The organism is Streptococcus sp. SCPM-O-B-15304 (M98) (assembly GCF_058200215.1).
Map to the genome: position 1 here is coordinate 149,663 of NZ_JBYQGQ010000001.1, position 16,889 is coordinate 166,551.

General features: G+C 40.6%; 15 protein-coding genes. All 15 read left to right on the forward strand.

Going from position 1 to position 16,889, the window contains the following annotated elements; all coding sequences use genetic code 11:
• Nucleotides 1–77 precede the first annotated feature (77 nt).
• The 15 genes from gyrA (at nucleotide 78) to AC3E7H_RS00795 (ending at nucleotide 16,806) form a co-directional block, all read left to right on the forward strand.
• The gene (gene gyrA, locus AC3E7H_RS00725) at nucleotides 78–2,546 is read left to right on the forward strand and encodes a DNA gyrase subunit A (protein WP_490675937.1); all 2,469 of its coding nucleotides are present in this window, start codon (nucleotides 78–80) and stop codon (nucleotides 2,544–2,546) included.
• Nucleotides 2,546–3,295 carry a class A sortase gene (locus AC3E7H_RS00730; protein WP_490675938.1) on the forward strand — a complete coding sequence of 250 codons (750 nt, stop codon included), beginning with the start codon at nucleotides 2,546–2,548 and terminating at the stop codon, nucleotides 3,293–3,295. The genes gyrA and AC3E7H_RS00730 overlap by 1 nt, the downstream gene beginning before the upstream one ends.
• 287 nt (nucleotides 3,296–3,582) lie before the next feature.
• Nucleotides 3,583–4,659, forward strand: coding sequence for an aspartate-semialdehyde dehydrogenase (locus AC3E7H_RS00735; protein ID WP_490675939.1), 1,077 nt, complete (start codon nucleotides 3,583–3,585; stop codon nucleotides 4,657–4,659).
• A 50-nt stretch (nucleotides 4,660–4,709) separates the two neighbouring features.
• Nucleotides 4,710–5,645: a 4-hydroxy-tetrahydrodipicolinate synthase gene (gene dapA / locus AC3E7H_RS00740; protein ID WP_000121596.1), complete on the forward strand. Its 936-nt coding sequence runs from the start codon at nucleotides 4,710–4,712 to the stop codon at nucleotides 5,643–5,645.
• A 112-nt stretch (nucleotides 5,646–5,757) separates the two neighbouring features.
• Nucleotides 5,758–6,615, forward strand: coding sequence for a DNA-processing protein DprA (dprA, locus tag AC3E7H_RS00745; protein WP_152904343.1), 858 nt, complete (start codon nucleotides 5,758–5,760; stop codon nucleotides 6,613–6,615).
• A gap of 118 nt (nucleotides 6,616–6,733) precedes the next feature.
• Nucleotides 6,734–8,821 (forward strand): type I DNA topoisomerase, encoded by a 2,088-nt coding sequence (gene topA / locus AC3E7H_RS00750; protein ID WP_490675940.1) that lies wholly within the window; start codon nucleotides 6,734–6,736, stop codon nucleotides 8,819–8,821.
• 212 nt (nucleotides 8,822–9,033) lie between these two features.
• A complete protein-coding gene (locus AC3E7H_RS00755) occupies nucleotides 9,034–9,393 on the forward strand; it encodes a YbaN family protein (RefSeq protein ID WP_075231616.1) in 360 nt (119 codons plus the stop codon).
• 93 nt (nucleotides 9,394–9,486) lie between these two features.
• Nucleotides 9,487–10,119 carry a copper homeostasis protein CutC gene (locus AC3E7H_RS00760; RefSeq protein WP_490675941.1) on the forward strand — a complete coding sequence of 211 codons (633 nt, stop codon included), beginning with the start codon at nucleotides 9,487–9,489 and terminating at the stop codon, nucleotides 10,117–10,119.
• A 43-nt stretch (nucleotides 10,120–10,162) separates the two neighbouring features.
• Nucleotides 10,163–10,819: an MmcQ/YjbR family DNA-binding protein gene (locus AC3E7H_RS00765; RefSeq protein WP_490675942.1), complete on the forward strand. Its 657-nt coding sequence runs from the start codon at nucleotides 10,163–10,165 to the stop codon at nucleotides 10,817–10,819.
• A gap of 313 nt (nucleotides 10,820–11,132) precedes the next feature.
• The gene (locus AC3E7H_RS00770; RefSeq protein WP_490675943.1) at nucleotides 11,133–12,695 is read left to right on the forward strand and encodes a 2-isopropylmalate synthase; all 1,563 of its coding nucleotides are present in this window, start codon (nucleotides 11,133–11,135) and stop codon (nucleotides 12,693–12,695) included.
• Between the two features lie 11 nt (nucleotides 12,696–12,706).
• Nucleotides 12,707–13,744 (forward strand): 3-isopropylmalate dehydrogenase, encoded by a 1,038-nt coding sequence (leuB, locus tag AC3E7H_RS00775; protein WP_414257652.1) that lies wholly within the window; start codon nucleotides 12,707–12,709, stop codon nucleotides 13,742–13,744.
• Nucleotides 13,741–14,010 carry a DUF1294 domain-containing protein gene (locus AC3E7H_RS00780; protein WP_414257651.1) on the forward strand — a complete coding sequence of 90 codons (270 nt, stop codon included), beginning with the start codon at nucleotides 13,741–13,743 and terminating at the stop codon, nucleotides 14,008–14,010. Before leuB ends, AC3E7H_RS00780 begins: the two co-directional genes overlap by 4 nt.
• Before the next feature lie 3 nt (nucleotides 14,011–14,013).
• Nucleotides 14,014–15,396: a 3-isopropylmalate dehydratase large subunit gene (gene leuC, locus AC3E7H_RS00785; protein WP_070461073.1), complete on the forward strand. Its 1,383-nt coding sequence runs from the start codon at nucleotides 14,014–14,016 to the stop codon at nucleotides 15,394–15,396.
• A 9-nt stretch (nucleotides 15,397–15,405) separates the two neighbouring features.
• Nucleotides 15,406–15,999: a 3-isopropylmalate dehydratase small subunit gene (leuD, locus tag AC3E7H_RS00790; RefSeq protein WP_490675944.1), complete on the forward strand. Its 594-nt coding sequence runs from the start codon at nucleotides 15,406–15,408 to the stop codon at nucleotides 15,997–15,999.
• Nucleotides 16,000–16,026: 27 nt separating this feature from the next.
• On the forward strand, nucleotides 16,027–16,806 hold the full coding sequence (locus tag AC3E7H_RS00795; RefSeq protein ID WP_490675945.1) for an L-threonylcarbamoyladenylate synthase: 780 nt from the start codon (nucleotides 16,027–16,029) through the stop codon (nucleotides 16,804–16,806).
• Nucleotides 16,807–16,889: the final 83 nt, after the last annotated feature.

Genomic DNA, 16,889 nt, shown 5'->3' on the forward strand with positions numbered 1-16,889 from the left:
GTATTGTAACACTGAAATAAGAGACAAACTATGGTATAATATATCTAGTTACTAATAGTGAAATGAGGCATTTGTTAATGCAAGATAAAAATTTAGTGAATGTCAATCTGACTAAGGAGATGAAGACTAGCTTTATCGACTATGCCATGAGTGTAATCGTATCGCGTGCTCTTCCTGATGTTCGTGATGGGTTGAAACCTGTTCATCGTCGTATTTTGTACGGAATGAACGAATTAGGAGTTACGCCTGATAAACCTCATAAGAAATCTGCCCGTATTACAGGGGACGTAATGGGTAAATACCACCCACACGGGGATTTATCTATCTATGAAGCTATGGTTCGTATGGCTCAATGGTGGAGCTACCGCTACATGCTTGTAGATGGGCACGGTAACTTTGGTTCTATGGACGGTGATGGTGCTGCCGCGCAACGTTATACCGAAGCACGTATGAGCAAGATTGCTCTTGAAATGCTTCGCGATATCAATAAAAATACCGTTGATTTTGTTGATAACTATGATGCCAACGAGCGCGAACCTGTTGTTTTACCAGCTCGTTTCCCTAATCTTTTGGTCAATGGTGCCACTGGTATTGCAGTTGGTATGGCGACCAATATTCCACCTCATAATTTGGGTGAAACCATTGATGCTGTTAAACTCGTCATGGATAATCCTGAAGTTACAACCAAAGATTTGATGGAAGTTTTACCTGGTCCAGACTTCCCAACTGGTGCCCTAGTTATGGGTAAATCAGGTATTCATAAGGCGTATGAGACTGGTAAGGGATCTATTGTTCTTCGTTCTCGTACGGAAATTGAAGAAACTAAAACAGGTCGCGAACGTATCGTTGTTACTGAATTCCCATATATGGTCAACAAAACCAAAGTGCATGAACATATCGTGCGTCTGGTTCAAGAGAAACGTATTGAAGGAATTACAGCTGTTCGTGATGAATCTAATCGTGAAGGTGTTCGCTTTGTTATCGAAGTGAAGCGTGATGCCTCTGCCAATGTTATCTTGAACAACTTGTTCAAAATGACTCAAATGCAAACTAGCTTTGGATTTAACATGCTGGCTATCCAGAATGGTGTACCAAAGATTCTCTCTCTTCGTCAAATCTTGGATGCTTATATTGAGCACCAAAAAGAAGTGGTGACTCGTCGTACTCAATTTGACAAAGAGAAAGCTGAAGCGCGTGCACACATCTTAGAAGGTTTGTTAATTGCTCTGGACCACATTGACGAAGTCATTCGTATCATTCGTGCTAGTGAAACGGATGCAGAAGCCCAAACTGAATTGATGTGCAAGTTTAAGTTATCTGAACGTCAAAGTCAAGCAATTCTCGATATGCGTCTTCGTCGTTTGACCGGTTTGGAACGTGACAAGATTCAGTCGGAATATGATGAGCTTATTGCTTTGATTGCTGACTTGGCAGACATTCTTGCAAAACCAGAACGTGTAGCGCAAATCATCAAGGACGAATTGGATGAGGTCAAACGTAAGTTTGGCGATCCACGTCGTACTGAGTTGATGGTTGGTGAAGTCTTGACGCTTGAAGATGAAGACTTGATTGAAGAGTCTGATGTTCTCATCACTCTATCAAATAAAGGTTATATCAAACGTTTGGACCAAGACGAATTTACAGCTCAAAAACGTGGTGGACGTGGCGTTCAAGGAACTGGAGTTAAGGACGATGACTTTGTACGTGAATTGGTTTCAACCAGCACTCACGATTATTTGCTATTCTTTACTAATACAGGACGGGTTTATCGTCTTAAGGGGTATGAAATTCCAGAGTATGGTCGCACTGCTAAGGGCTTGCCAGTCGTCAATCTTTTGAAACTAGACGAAGGTGAAAGCATTCAAACTATTATCAATGTTGAATCAGAACGTAGTGATGATGCTTACCTATTCTTTACAACTCGTGCTGGTATTGTTAAAAGAACCAGCGTTAAAGAATTCGCAAACATTCGTCAAAATGGTCTCAAAGCCTTGAATCTGAAAGATGAGGATGAGTTGATTAATGTCTTACTAACTGAAAAAGACACGGATATCATCATCGGAACCAAATTAGGTTATGCAGTTCGTTTCAATCAGTCTTCAGTTCGTAGTATGAGTCGTATCGCCACTGGTGTTAAAGGGGTAAACCTTCGTGAAGGTGATGCAGTAGTAGGAGCGAGAGTGATCACTGACCAAGATGAAGTCCTTATCATAACTGAAAAAGGATACGGTAAGCGCACAGTTGCGACTGAATACCCAACAAAAGGTCGTGCCGGTAAGGGAATGAAAACAGCCAATGTTACTGAAAAAAATGGTCCTCTGGCTGGCCTCTTAACAGTAAACGGTGACGAAGACTTGATGATTATCACTGACACAGGTGTCATGATTCGAACAAATGTAGCTAATATTTCACAAACGGGGCGTTCAACTATGGGAGTAAAAGTGATGCGTCTAGATCAAGATGCTAAGATTGTGACTTTTACAAGTGTTGCAGCAGCAGAAAAAGAAGAAGTTGGGGCAGAACAGGAAACAGAAAGTGAAGCATAATGTCTCAAAAAAAGAATAAAAGTAAAAAAAATAAACGTAAGAATCTACTGATTAACATACTGGCAGGATTCCTGATCTTGTTATCTATCGCTTTAATCTTCAATGCCAATATTCGTGATATGTTCATGATTTGGAACACTAATAAGTATCAGGTCAGTCAAGTAACTAAGGAAGAGATTGAAGAGAACAAAGAAACAGAAGGAAATTTCGATTTTGATTCTGTAAAATCACTTTCCTCGGAGGCAGTCCTATCAGCTCAGTGGAATTCTCAGCAACTTCCAGTAATCGGAGGGATTGCCATTCCAGAGCTTGAAATGAACCTACCAATATTTAAGGGACTCGATAATGTTAACCTCTTTTATGGTGCTGGGACAATGAAAGCCAATCAGGTAATGGGGGAAGGAAATTATTCTCTAGCAAGTCACCGTATCTTTGCAGGTGAAAATGCAGATAAGAAATTATTCTCTCCTCTTGCTCGCGCTGAGAAAGGGATGAAAATTTATCTCACTGATAAAGAGAAAGTCTATACATACGAGATTGAAGAAGTTAAAATTGTAACTCCTGATCGCGTAGATGTAATTGACGAACGTGATGGGATTAAAGAGATTACCTTGGTAACCTGTGAAGATGCTAATGCAGTTGAGAGAATTATCGTTAAAGGGAATTTGACAGAGATAAAATCTTATGCAGAAACTCCATCAGATATCTTAGAAGCCTTTAATAAACCCTATAAACAATTTTATGAATAGTAGAAGAGGTTGGGACAAAAGAGCCCGACCTCATTTTTTATTAGCAATCAAACTTTGACGCGGTAGCTGATTGAACTTTTTGTTCGTCTTTTAGACTCAAAAAAACTCCTAATCATCCTCGCGGGGCTGGGACTACGAAATCGAGACTTTGTCTATCGATTTCTGTCCAACCGCCTTTTCTTGTCAATTTCAGAAAATAGATAGGAAAAAGACTTTTCAATTTTGGTAAAAAGTAGTATAATGTTTCTATTATAGAAATTTTTAGAAAATTCCGAAAGAGGTTTGTTATGGGATACACAGTTGCTGTTGTCGGCGCTACAGGTGCCGTTGGTGCTCAAATGATCAAAATGTTGGAAGAATCAACTCTTCCTATCGATAAGATTCGTTACCTTGCGTCTGCACGTTCTGCAGGAAAGGTTTTGCAATTCAAAGGTCAAGATGTGACCATCGAAGAAACAACAGAAGATGCTTTTGAAGGGGTTGATATAGCTCTCTTCTCAGCTGGTGGATCAACTTCTGCAAAATACGCACCTTATGCTGTAAAAGCAGGAGCAGTCGTCGTAGATAACACTTCTTACTTCCGTCAAAATCCAGATGTACCATTGGTTGTTCCTGAAGTGAATGCCCATGCCCTTGATGCTCACAACGGAATCATCTCTTGTCCTAACTGTTCAACAATTCAAATGATGGTGGCTCTTGAGCCAGTTCGTCAAAAATGGGGCTTAGAACGTATCATTGTATCAACTTATCAAGCAGTTTCAGGTGCTGGTATGGGAGCAATTCTTGAAACCCAACGTGAGCTTCGTGAAGTCTTGAATGACGGTGTTAATCCACGTGATGTGCATGCGGAAATCTTGCCTTCAGGTGGAGATAAGAAACACTATCCAATCGCCTTCAATGCTCTTCCACAAATTGATGTCTTCACTGATAATGACTACACTTACGAAGAAATGAAGATGACCAATGAAACCAAGAAAATCATGGAAGACGATAGCATTGCCGTATCAGCAACATGTGTACGTATTCCAGTTTTGTCAGCTCACTCTGAGTCAGTCTATATTGAAACAAAAGAAGTAGCACCAATCGAAGAAGTGAAAGCAGCTATTGCTGCCTTCCCAGGTGCAGTTCTTGAAGATGATGTTGCTCACCAAATCTACCCTCAAGCAGTAAATGCTGTTGGTTCACGTGATACATTCGTTGGACGTATCCGTAAAGACTTGGATGCAGAAAAAGGTATTCATATGTGGGTAGTATCTGATAATCTTCTTAAAGGTGCAGCTTGGAACTCAGTTCAAATCGCAGAAACACTTCACGAACGTGGTCTAGTACGCCCAACAGCTGAATTAAAATTTGAATTGAAATAATGTGTAGGAGTTCATTTGAACTCCTTCTTTAAAATAGAGAGGTGTTTTGTATGTCTTATCAAGATTTAAAAGATTGTAAAATTATCACGGCCTTTATTACTCCTTTTCATGAAGATGGGTCAATCAATTTCGATGCCATTCCAAAATTGATTGAACATTTATTAGCACATCATACAGACGGAATTCTCCTAGCAGGAACTACTGCTGAGAGTCCGACTCTAACTCACGATGAGGAGTTGCAGTTGTTTGCGGCTGTTCAAAAGGTTGTCAACGGACGAGTTCCTTTAATCGCTGGTGTTGGTACTAATGATACACGTGACTCTATTGAGTTTGTCAAAGAGGTAGCAGAGTTTGGCGGTTTTGCGGCTGGTCTTGCGATTGTTCCTTACTATAACAAACCATCCCAAGAAGGTATGTATCAACACTTTAAAGCTATTGCAGATGCTTCTGATTTGCCAATTATTATTTATAACATTCCAGGTCGTGTAGTTGTAGAAATGACTCCAGATACCTTACTTCGTTTGGCGGAACATCCAAATATCATTGGTGTTAAGGAATGTACCAGCCTTGCCAATATGGCTTACTTGATTGAGCATAAGCCAGAAGAATTCTTGGTATACACTGGTGAGGATGGAGATGCCTTCCATGCTATGAACCTTGGTGCAGACGGAGTTATATCTGTTGCTTCCCACACAAATGGGGATGAGATGCATGAAATGTTCACTGCAATCGAAGAAAGTGATATGAAGAAAGCGGCAGCTATTCAACGTAAATTTATTCCTAAAGTTAATGCTCTATTCTCTTACCCGAGTCCGGCACCTGTTAAGGCAGTACTCAACTATATGGGATTCGAAGCAGGGCCAACTCGTCTACCTTTGGTTCCTGCGCCTGAAGAGGATGCTAAACGCATTATCAAGGTTGTTATTGATGGGGATTACGAAGCAACCAAGGCAACTGTCACCGGAGTTCTTCGTCCTGATTACTAAAATTTTCATAATTAATAATAGAAACTTTCTAAACAAGTCAATTTGTTGGGAAGTTTTTTTCTTTTTTTACGAATAAATAGATAGAGAGAAAAATAAGGAGTCTATCATGAAAATTAAGATTGATAATTTTGAGATTTATAAGTTGAAACAAGCAGGTCTAAGTAATCAACAAGTTCTAAAGGTACTTCAATATGGAGAAATCTATGATCAGGAATTGACTTTAGAGACCATCGCAGAAGCTTCAGAGTGTAGAAATCCAGTGGTTTTTATGGAACGTTACCATAAACTCACCTTTGAAAGTATGGAGAGATTAAGAAGTGACTTTGAAAAATTTCCCTCATTTTCCATCCTAGACGATGTCTATCCCTTTGCTCTCAGTGAAATCTATGATGCTCCAGTATTATTATTTTATAAGGGAGATTTAAATCTTTTAAAGTTGCCTAAGATTGCAGTTGTAGGCAGTCGCTCTTGTAGTCAAACAGGGACAAAATCAGTCCGTAAGGTTATTGAAGAACTGGAGAATGAGCTGGTGATTGTGAGTGGGCTTGCTAGAGGAATTGATACGGCAGCGCATATGTCTATTCTTCAAGGTGGTGGAAAAACAATTGCAGTTATAGGGACTGGCTTGGATGTCTATTATCCTCGATCTAATAAACGACTGCAGGACTACATCGGTGAATATCATTTGCTACTGAGTGAATATGGACCTGGTGAAGAACCCTTAAAATATCACTTTCCAGCACGAAATCGGATTATTGCTGGCCTATGTATGGGTGTTATCGTTGCTGAGGCAAAGATGAGATCTGGTAGTTTGATTACCTGTGAGCGAGCTATGGAAGAAGGAAGAGATGTTTTTGCTATTCCAGGTAGCATTTTAGACGGTCGTTCAGATGGTTGTCATCACTTGGTTCAAGAAGGCGCAAAACTTGTTTCGAGTGGTCAGGATGTGCTAGCAGAATTTGAATTTTAAGAACTAGCAAGGTTTTATCGGTTAAACTTTTCCTCTATATATAAGAGTTAAGTCTTGACAGGTTTTTAAAAATGGTTTACACTTTATAAAGTTTATTACTTTGAAAAGGTGTGATACTGTGGCTACGGCAACAAAGAAAAAAAAATCAACAGTTAAAAAAAATCTAGTAATCGTGGAGTCGCCTGCAAAGGCGAAAACGATTGAGAAATACCTGGGTAGAAATTATAAGGTTTTAGCCAGTGTTGGTCATATTCGTGATTTGAAAAAATCCAGTATGTCAGTCGATGTAGAAAATAATTATGAACCCCAATATATCAATATTCGTGGGAAAGGTCCTCTGATCAATGACTTGAAAAAAGAAGCTAAAAAAGCTAGTAAAGTCTTTCTCGCAAGTGACCCGGACCGTGAAGGAGAAGCAATTTCTTGGCATTTGGCTCATATTCTGAATCTAGATGAAAATGATGCTAACCGTGTTGTTTTCAACGAGATTACAAAAGATGCAGTAAAAAATGCTTTTAAAGAACCTCGTAAAATTGATATGGATTTGGTGGATGCCCAACAAGCCCGTCGTGTCTTGGACCGCTTGGTAGGTTATTCTATTTCACCAATTTTATGGAAAAAGGTCAAGAAGGGCTTATCAGCTGGCCGTGTTCAGTCTGTTGCGCTCAAGTTAATCATTGACCGTGAAAATGAGATCAATGCTTTTCAACCAGAAGAATATTGGACTATTGATGGAGTCTTCAAAAAGGGGACTAAGCAATTCCAAGCATCCTTCTATGGAATGAATGGCAAGAAGATGAAATTGACTAGTAATGAAGAGGTCAAAGAAGTCTTGTCTCACCTATCTAGCAAAGACTTTACAGTTGATCAGGTAGATAAAAAAGAACGCAAGCGTAACGCTCCACTACCTTATACTACCTCAACTATGCAGATGGATGCAGCTAACAAGATCAATTTCCGTACTCGAAAGACCATGATGGTTGCCCAGCAACTCTATGAAGGGATTAATATTGGTACGGGTGTCCAAGGTTTGATCACCTATATGCGTACAGACTCGACTCGTATCAGTCCAGTTGCACAAAATGAAGCTGCAAGCTACATCAATGAACGTTTTGGTAGTAAGTATTCTAAGCATGGTAGCAAAATCAAAAATGCTACTGGTGCTCAAGATGCCCATGAGGCTATTCGCCCATCAAGTGTCTTTAACACGCCAGAAAAAATTGCTAAATACTTAGACAAAGACCAACTAAAACTCTATACCCTTATCTGGAACCGTTTTGTAGCGAGTCAGATGACTGGTGCCATCTTTGATACCATGGCTGTTAAGCTCTCTCAAAATGGAGTTCAATTTGCAGCAAATGGTAGTCAAGTTAAGTTTGATGGTTACTTGGCCATTTACAATGACTCAGATAAGAATAAGATGTTGCCAGACATGGCAGTTGGTGATGTGGTCAAACAGGTCAATAGTAAACCTGAGCAGCACTTCACTCAACCACCAGCTCGATATTCGGAAGCAACACTGATTAAGACCTTGGAAGAAAATGGTGTTGGACGTCCATCAACTTATGCACCCACTATTGAAACTATTCAAAAGCGCTATTATGTGCGTTTGGCAGCCAAGCGTTTTGAACCGACAGAGTTGGGAGAAATTGTCAACAAACTGATTGTTGAATACTTCCCAGATATCGTCAATGTAACCTTTACAGCTGAAATGGAAGGTAAACTAGATGATGTCGAAGTCGGTAAAGAACAATGGCAACGAGTCATTGATGAATTTTACAAACCCTTCTCTAAAGAGGTTGCCAAAGCCGAAGAGGAAATGGAAAAAATCCAGATCAAGGATGAACCAGCTGGATTTGATTGTGAAGTGTGTGGCAGTCCAATGGTCATTAAACTTGGTCGTTTTGGTAAGTTCTACGCTTGTAGCAATTTCCCAGATTGCCGTCATACACAGGCTATCGTGAAAGAGATTGGTGTTGAGTGTCCAAGCTGTCATCAAGGACAAATTATTGAACGAAAAACTAAGCGTAATCGTATCTTCTATGGTTGCAATCGCTATCCAGAGTGTGAATTCACTTCTTGGGACAAGCCTGTAGGGCGAGATTGTCCAAAATGTGGAAACTTCCTCATGGAGAAAAAAGTCCGTGGTGGCGGTAAGCAAATCGTTTGTAGCAATGGTGATTACGAAGAAGAAAAAATCAAATAAAAAAATGAGTCCTGAAAGTAAATTTCAGGCTCTTTTTAGTAAAAGCTTGACAAAATTCATCATTGTATGCGAAACTAGAAGAAGATTATTTTATACTCAACGAAAATCAAAGAGCAAACTAGGAAGCTAGCCGCAGGCTGTACTTGAGTACGGTAAGGCGACGCTGACGTGGTTTGAATTTGATTTTCAAAGAGTATTAACTAGGAGAAGTTATGCGTATTATCTATCTGATTATTGGATTTCTGTCATTAGCTCTGGCTATTGTTGGAGTTGTCTTGCCCTTGTTGCCTACGACACCTTTTCTTCTGTTGTCTATTGCTTGTTTTTCAAAAAGTTCCAAGCGTTTTGAAGACTGGCTTTATCATACCAAACTTTATCAGACTTACGTAGCGGACTTTCGTGAGACCAAGTCTATTGCGCGTGAACGTAAGAAAAAGATTATTGTATCAATTTATATCTTGATGGGAATTTCCATTTATTTTGCGCCTCTTTTACCAGTCAAAATCGGTTTGGGATGTTTAACCATCTTTATTACCTACTATCTTTTTAAGGTGATTCCTGATAAAGAATAGCTTTAATAAGTAACGATTTCCCTTGATAAAAATAAAAACATATTCAAAATAATATGATATAATAAATTTAAACTAATCTTCAAGGAGAATCAAATGATTTACGAATTTTGTGCTGAAAATGTAACCTTGCTTGAAAAAGCTATGCAGGCAGGAGCTCGCCGCATCGAGCTCTGTGATAATCTAGCAGTTGGTGGAACAACTCCAAGCTACGGAGTGACAAAGGCAGCTGTGGAACTGGGGGCCGACTACGATACGACCATTATGACTATGATTCGCCCGCGTGGTGGTGATTTTGTCTACAATGATTTAGAAGTTGCTATCATGCTTGAGGATATTGCTCTGACTGCTCAAGCAGGTAGCCAAGGCGTTGTCTTTGGTGCATTGACTGCTGATAAGAAGTTGGACAAGGCCAATCTTGAAAAATTGATTGCTGCATCTAAAGGTATGGAAATTGTTTTCCATATGGCCTTTGATGAATTGAGCGAACAGGATCAGTTGGAAGCTATTGATTGGCTCAGCCAAGCTGGAGTGGCACGCATTCTGACTCGTGCTGGTGTATCTGGCGATTCTCTGGAGAAACGTTTTGCGAACTATCACAGAATCCTAGAACACGCTGCAGGAAAAATTGAAATTTTACCTGGTGGAGGGATTGACATGGACAACCGTCAAACCTTTATCGACCAACTGGGTGTGACACAATTACATGGAACTAAGGTTGTCTTTTAAAAAATAGAAAGGAACTGCTAGCTTTTGGTAGCAGTTTTCGCTTATGTTTGAAATTTTTAAAGCTTATCAGTTTAATAGTAAAAAGGCCAAAGAGTATGGATTTGTAGAAAATCAAGGCGTATGGACCCATAGTTCGACTATCTTGCAGGGAGACTTTCTCATGATGGTTACAGTTGAGGATGGAGTCTTAGGTTTTCAAGTTTATGACCAAGAAACTGGTGATCTCTATCCACAAGTTCATATGACCAGTATGAGAGGGACATTTGTAGGAAGTGTCCGTGAAGCCTGCTTAGAAGTTCTTTATGAAATCCGAAAGTCTTGTTTTGATGTGCAGGATTTTATCTATCCTCAGACCAAGAGAATCATGACTCGTGTTCAAGAAAAGTATGAAAATCAATTAGAATATCTATGGGAGAAATCCCCTGATACAGCTGTTTTGCGCCATGAGGGTAATCAAAAGTGGTATGCGGTTCTTATGAAGATTTCTTGGGATAAGCTTGAAAAGGGCAGAGAAGGATTAGTGGAAGCAATCAATCTCAAACATGATCAAGTATCTGATTTGTTGGTAAAAAAAGGGATTTATCCAGCCTTTCATATGAACAAGCGCTACTGGATTAGTGTGCCACTGGATGATAGTTTATCAGATGAAGAGATGCTAGAATTGATCGAAAAAAGCTGGAACTTGACCTTGAAAAAGTAATTATATTTACTTGATTTTTCAAATACTTTCAATTAGCAAAATATTCTTTACTGAAGAAATTTTCAGAAAATATTGGATTTTTTCTTGACATGTGTTTTTTCCTATGCTAAAATACTAAACAAGATATCAAACGAAGGAGAAAGTCAAACATGAAAACAGCTAAGTTTAATCAATTTGCTTTGTTGTTGAGGTACTCGGGCTAGTGCAGAAGCATTAGTCCTGTTTGGCTTACCAAGCGGGAGTAAATCAACATCTCGCTTGGAACTCCGAGCGAGATGTTTTTTTAAACCAAATTTAGAAAAGGGGAAATCTTATGAGAACAGTTGAATTTCTAGATACTAGCCTTCGAGATGGTGAGCAGACACCAGGTGTCAATTTTTCAATAAAGGAAAAGGTTGCTATAGCAAAACAGCTAGAGAAATGGGGAATTTCGGCAATTGAAGCTGGTTTTCCAGCAGCTAGTCCTGACTCATTTACTGCAGTTCAGGAAATTGCAAAAGTCTTGAAGAAAACAGCGGTGACTGGTTTAGCTCGCTCTGTTAAATCAGATATTGACGCTTGTTATGAAGCACTTAAGGATGCTAAGTATCCACAAATCCATGTTTTTATCGCTACTAGTCCTATCCATCGTGAATTTAAGTTGAATAAAAGCAAAGAGGAAATTTTGGAAGCTATTAAAGAGCATGTTTCCTATGCACGTTGTAAATTTGAAGTGGTAGAATTCTCTCCTGAAGACGCGACTAGAACTGAGCTGGACTTTCTCCTACAAGTCGTTCAAACAGCGGTAGATGCAGGGGCAACCTATATCAATATTCCTGACACGGTTGGTTTTACCACACCAGAGGAATATGGGAATATCTTCAAGTATCTGATTGACAATGTACAAACAGACCGTCAGATTATCTATTCGCCTCACTGTCACGATGACCTTGGAATGGCAGTTGCAAATAGCCTTGCTGCTGTTAAAAATGGGGCAGGACGAGTTGAAGGAACCATTAACGGTATTGGAGAACGAGCTGGGAATGCTGCTTTAGAAGAAATAGCAGTAGCCCTCAATATTCGCCAAGATTATTATCAAGCAGAGACAAGTATCGTCCTAAACGAAACCATCAATACGTCAGAAATGGTTTCTCGCTTCTCAGGTATCCCAGTTCCTAAAAACAAAGCCGTCGTTGGAGGCAATGCCTTCTCTCACGAATCTGGTATTCACCAAGATGGAGTTCTTAAAAATCCTCTCACTTATGAGATTATCACCCCTGAATTGGTCGGTGTTAAGAGTAATAGCCTTCCACTTGGAAAATTGTCCGGTCGCCATGCCTTTGTTGAGAAACTAAGAGAATTGGCCCTAGATTTTACTGAAGAGGACATCAAACCACTCTTCGCTAAGTTCAAGGCACTGGCCGACAAGAAACAAGAAATCACAGATGCAGATATTAGAGCTTTGGTAGCTGGAACTATGGTTGAAAATCCAGAAGGCTTCCACTTTGATGATTTACAACTGCAAACTCATGCTGATAATGACATTGAAGCGCTCGTTAGCCTAGCTAATATGGAGGGTGAGAAGGTCGAATTTAATGCGACAGGGCAAGGATCAGTTGAGGCTATCTTTAATGCTATCGACAAGTTCTTCAACCAATCTGTTCGCTTGGTGTCCTACACTATTGACGCAGTGACAGATGGAATCGATGCTCAAGCTCGGGTTTTGGTCACTGTTGAAAACAGAGATACAGAGACAATCTTTAACGCAGCAGGTCTTGATTTCGATGTGTTGAAGGCTTCGGCTATTGCCTACATCAATGCTAATACCTTTGTTCAAAAGGAGAATGCTGGTGAGATGGGACGCAGTGTTTCCTATCGTGACATGCCTAGTGTGTAAAGGAGAATGCTATGACAAAGAAAATAGTAGCTCTAGCAGGGGACGGAATCGGTCCAGAAATCATGGAGGCCGGTTTAGAAGTTCTGGAAGCTATAGCTAAAAAAACAGCCTTTGATTATGAAATAGACAGACGACCTTTTGGAGGTGCAGGTATTGATGCAGTAGGACATCCATTGCCAGCTGAAACTTTAAAGGCTGCTAGAGAAGCAGATGCCATTTTGCTAGCAGCTATCGGCAGTCCCCAGTATGATGGGGCTCCAGTTCGACCTGAACAAGGGCTTTTGGCTCTCCGCAAGGAACTTAATCTCTATGCCAATATTCGTCCAGTTAAAATCTTTGAGAGTCTCAAGCATTTGTCACCTCTCAAACCCGAACGAATAGCTGGTGTGGACTTTGTTGTGGTGCGTGAGCTGACAGGCGGGATTTACTTTGGGGATCATATACTTGAGGAGCGAAAAGCGCGTGATATCAACGATTATAGCTATGAGGAGGTAGAGCGGATTGTTCGTAAAGCCTTTGAAATCGCAAGAAGTCGGAGAAAAATCCTTACCAGTATTGATAAGCAAAATGTTTTGGCAACATCAAAACTCTGGCGGAAAGTGGCTGAAGAAGTCGCGAAAGATTTCCCCGATGTAACCCTGGAGCACCAGCTGGTCGACTCGGCTGCCATGCTCATGATTACAGATCCATCCAAATTTGATGTTATTGTGACAGAGAATCTTTTCGGAGATATCTTATCTGATGAATCAAGTGTTCTATCAGGTACACTCGGGGTTATGCCATCAGCCAGTCACTCTGAGAATGGACCGAGTCTCTATGAACCTATTCATGGTTCGGCGCCTGATATAGCAGGCCTAGGAATCGCCAACCCTATTTCTATGATTTTATCAGTTGCTATGATGTTGCGAGATAGTTTTGGGCGATATGAGGATGCTAAACGTATCGAAGATGCAGTTGAAGCAACTTTAGGTGCCGGAATTTTAACGAGAGATATAGGAGGACAGGCTTCGACCAAGGAAATGACGGAAGCCATTATCGCAAGACTATGAAACTAAACGAAGGAATTACTTTTACCCTCCTGATTTGGAATCTCATCATTTTCTTGATATATGGCATTGACAAATTTAAGGCAAGAAGAGATGCTTGGCGAATACCTGAAAAATATTTATTATCATTTGCATTCTTATGTGGTGGCTTTGGTGCTTGGTTGGCAGGAATCGTTTTTCATCACAAGACTAGAAAATGGTATTTTAAAATAGTTTGGTTTCTAGGAATGGTGACCACGCTAGTAGCCTTATATTTTATTTGGAGGTAATGGATGGCAGGAAAATCGATTTTTGATAAATTATGGGACCTCCATGTGATTACAGGAGAAGAAGGACAGCCTCAACTCATGTATGTAGATCAGCACTATATTCACGAGGTGACCAGTCCTCAAGCTTTTCAAGGATTGCGAGATGCAGGACGTAGATTGAGACGACCGGATTTAACATTTGGTACCTTTGACCATAATGTCCCGACGGTTAATATTTATGATATTCGAGATGTAATATCCAAGGCTCAAATTGATAAGTTGGCAGAAAATGTTGAGGAATTCGGAATTGAACATGCTGCCCACGGTTCAGAAAAACAAGGTATCGTTCACATGGTTGGTCCAGAAACAGGAAGAACACAACCAGGAAAATTTATCGTCTGTGGTGATAGCCATACTGCAACTCACGGAGCTTTTGGAGCGATTGCCTTCGGTATTGGAACCAGTGAGGTCGAACATGTCTTTGCTACTCAAACCATTTGGCAAGTTAAGCCCAAGAAAATGTTGGTAGAATTTACTGGTGTCCCTAAAAAAGGAGTCTATTCCAAGGATTTTATCTTAGCCTTGATTGCCAAGTACGGTGTTGCTTGTGGTGTTGGCTACGTGGTGGAGTATCGAGGTCAGGCTATTGATGCACTGAGCATGGAAGAGCGAATGACCATCTGCAATATGTCCATTGAGTTTGGCTCTAAGATGGGAATTATGAATCCAGATCAGACCACTTTTGACTATTTAAAGGGACGAGAGTGTGTACCCAAAGATTTTGATGCAGCAGTAGCTGATTGGAAAAGGCTTGTTAGCGACGACGATGCCGTTTATGATAAGGTTATCCGGATGGATGTCTCAGACTTGGCTCCCATGGTAACCTGGGGAACCAATCCTGCTATGGGGGTTGGTTTTGACAGTAGTTTCCCAGAAATTAAGGATATGAATGATGAACGAGCCTACAATTACATGGATTTGGAGCCTGGTCAAAAGCCAGCAGATATTGAATTAGGCTATATCTTTATAGGTTCATGTACCAATGCTCGGCTCAGTGACTTGCAACTGGCTGCTCGATTTGTCGAAGGGAAGAAGATTGCCCCTAACTTAACAGCTATTGTGGTACCTGGTTCTCGACCAGTCAAGCGAGCTGCTGAAAAGTTGGGCTTGGATAAGGTTTTCCAAGATGCTGGTTTTGAGTGGAGAGACCCAGGTTGCTCCATGTGCCTAGGAATGAATCCTGACAAAGTACCAGATGGTGTTCACTGTGCCTCAACCAGTAACCGCAACTTTGAAGATCGACAAGGATTTGGCGCTAAGACCCATCTCTGTAGTCCAGCCATGGCAGCAGCAGCAGCTATTGCAGGGCGCTTCGTAGATGTTCGACAAATGCCAGAAGCCCAGTAAGGAGAGGATATGGAAAAATTTACTGTTTATACAGGAACGACTGTTCCTCTTATGAATGATAATATTGATACCGACCAAATTCTACCCAAGCAGTTTCTGAAATTGATTGACAAGAAAGGTTTTGGTAAATATCTCATGTATGCTTGGCGTTATCTGGACGATAAGTACACTGAGGATCCAGACTTTGTCTTTAACCGACCAGAATATCGCAGGGCGAGTATTCTCATCACAGGAGATAACTTTGGGGCTGGTTCCTCTAGGGAACACGCAGCTTGGGCGCTAGCAGACTATGGTTTTAAGGTCGTAATTGCAGGATCTTTTGGAGATATTCATTACAATAATGAACTCAATAATGGCATGTTACCCATTGTTCAACCTAGGGAAGTTAGAGAAAAACTCGCCCAGCTCCAACCAACTGACCAAGTGACGGTTGACTTGGAACAACAAAAAATCATCTCACCAATTGGAGAATTCACTTTTGAAATCGATAGTGAACGGAAACACAAACTCTTAAGTGGTTTGGATGATATCGGTATTACCTTGCAGTATGAAGATTTGATTGCTGCTTATGAAAAACAACGACCAGCCTACTGGCAGGATTAGAAGAAAAATAGAAAAGGAAATAGAACTATGACAAAACACATTCAATGGAACGGAACACTTTCACAAGAAGGTTATGACATTTTAAAAGGTGAAGGCGGATGTATCGTTTGTCCTACTAAGGTTGGTTACATCATCATGACTAGCGATAAGGCTGGACTTGAGCGTAAGTTTGAAGCCAAAGAACGTAATCGTAACAAACCAGGCGTAGTCCTCTGTGGTAGTATGGATGAGCTTCGCGCTTTAGCACAGCTAAATCCTGAAATTGAAGCCTTCTATCAAAAACATTGGGACGAAGATATTCTCCTCGGTTGTATCCTTCCATGGAAACCAGAAGCCTTTGAGAAATTGAAAGCATACGGTGATGGCCGTGAAGAACTCATGACCGACGTGCGTGGAACGAGCTGTTTCGTTATCAAGTTTGGTAAAGCTGGTGAACAATTGGCTGCTAAACTCTGGGAAGAAGGAAAAATGGTCTACGCTTCATCTGCAAATCCTTCTGGAAAAGGAAATCGTGGTAAGGTTGAAGGAATCGGAGAACGTATCGAAGGAGCAGTGGACCTTGTTATCGAGGCAGACGACTACGTGGCATCAATCCAACCTGACAAAACGATTGAAACTCGCTACGAGCAAGGTGTGATGGTCTCCATGGTAGATAAAGACGGCAAGCTTATCCCAGAACAAGGAGGAGCATGCTCAATTTCACCAGCACCAGTTGTGATCCGTAAAGGACTTGACATTGATAAAATCATGATGCATCTATCAGACACCTTTAACTCATGGGACTACCGTCAGGGTGAATATTATTAATATAGAAAAGAAGTCTAGTGTTAAGAGACATTGAAGCTCCTAACGCTGGGCTTTTTCTTTAGAAATTCTTTTCATTTTTTATA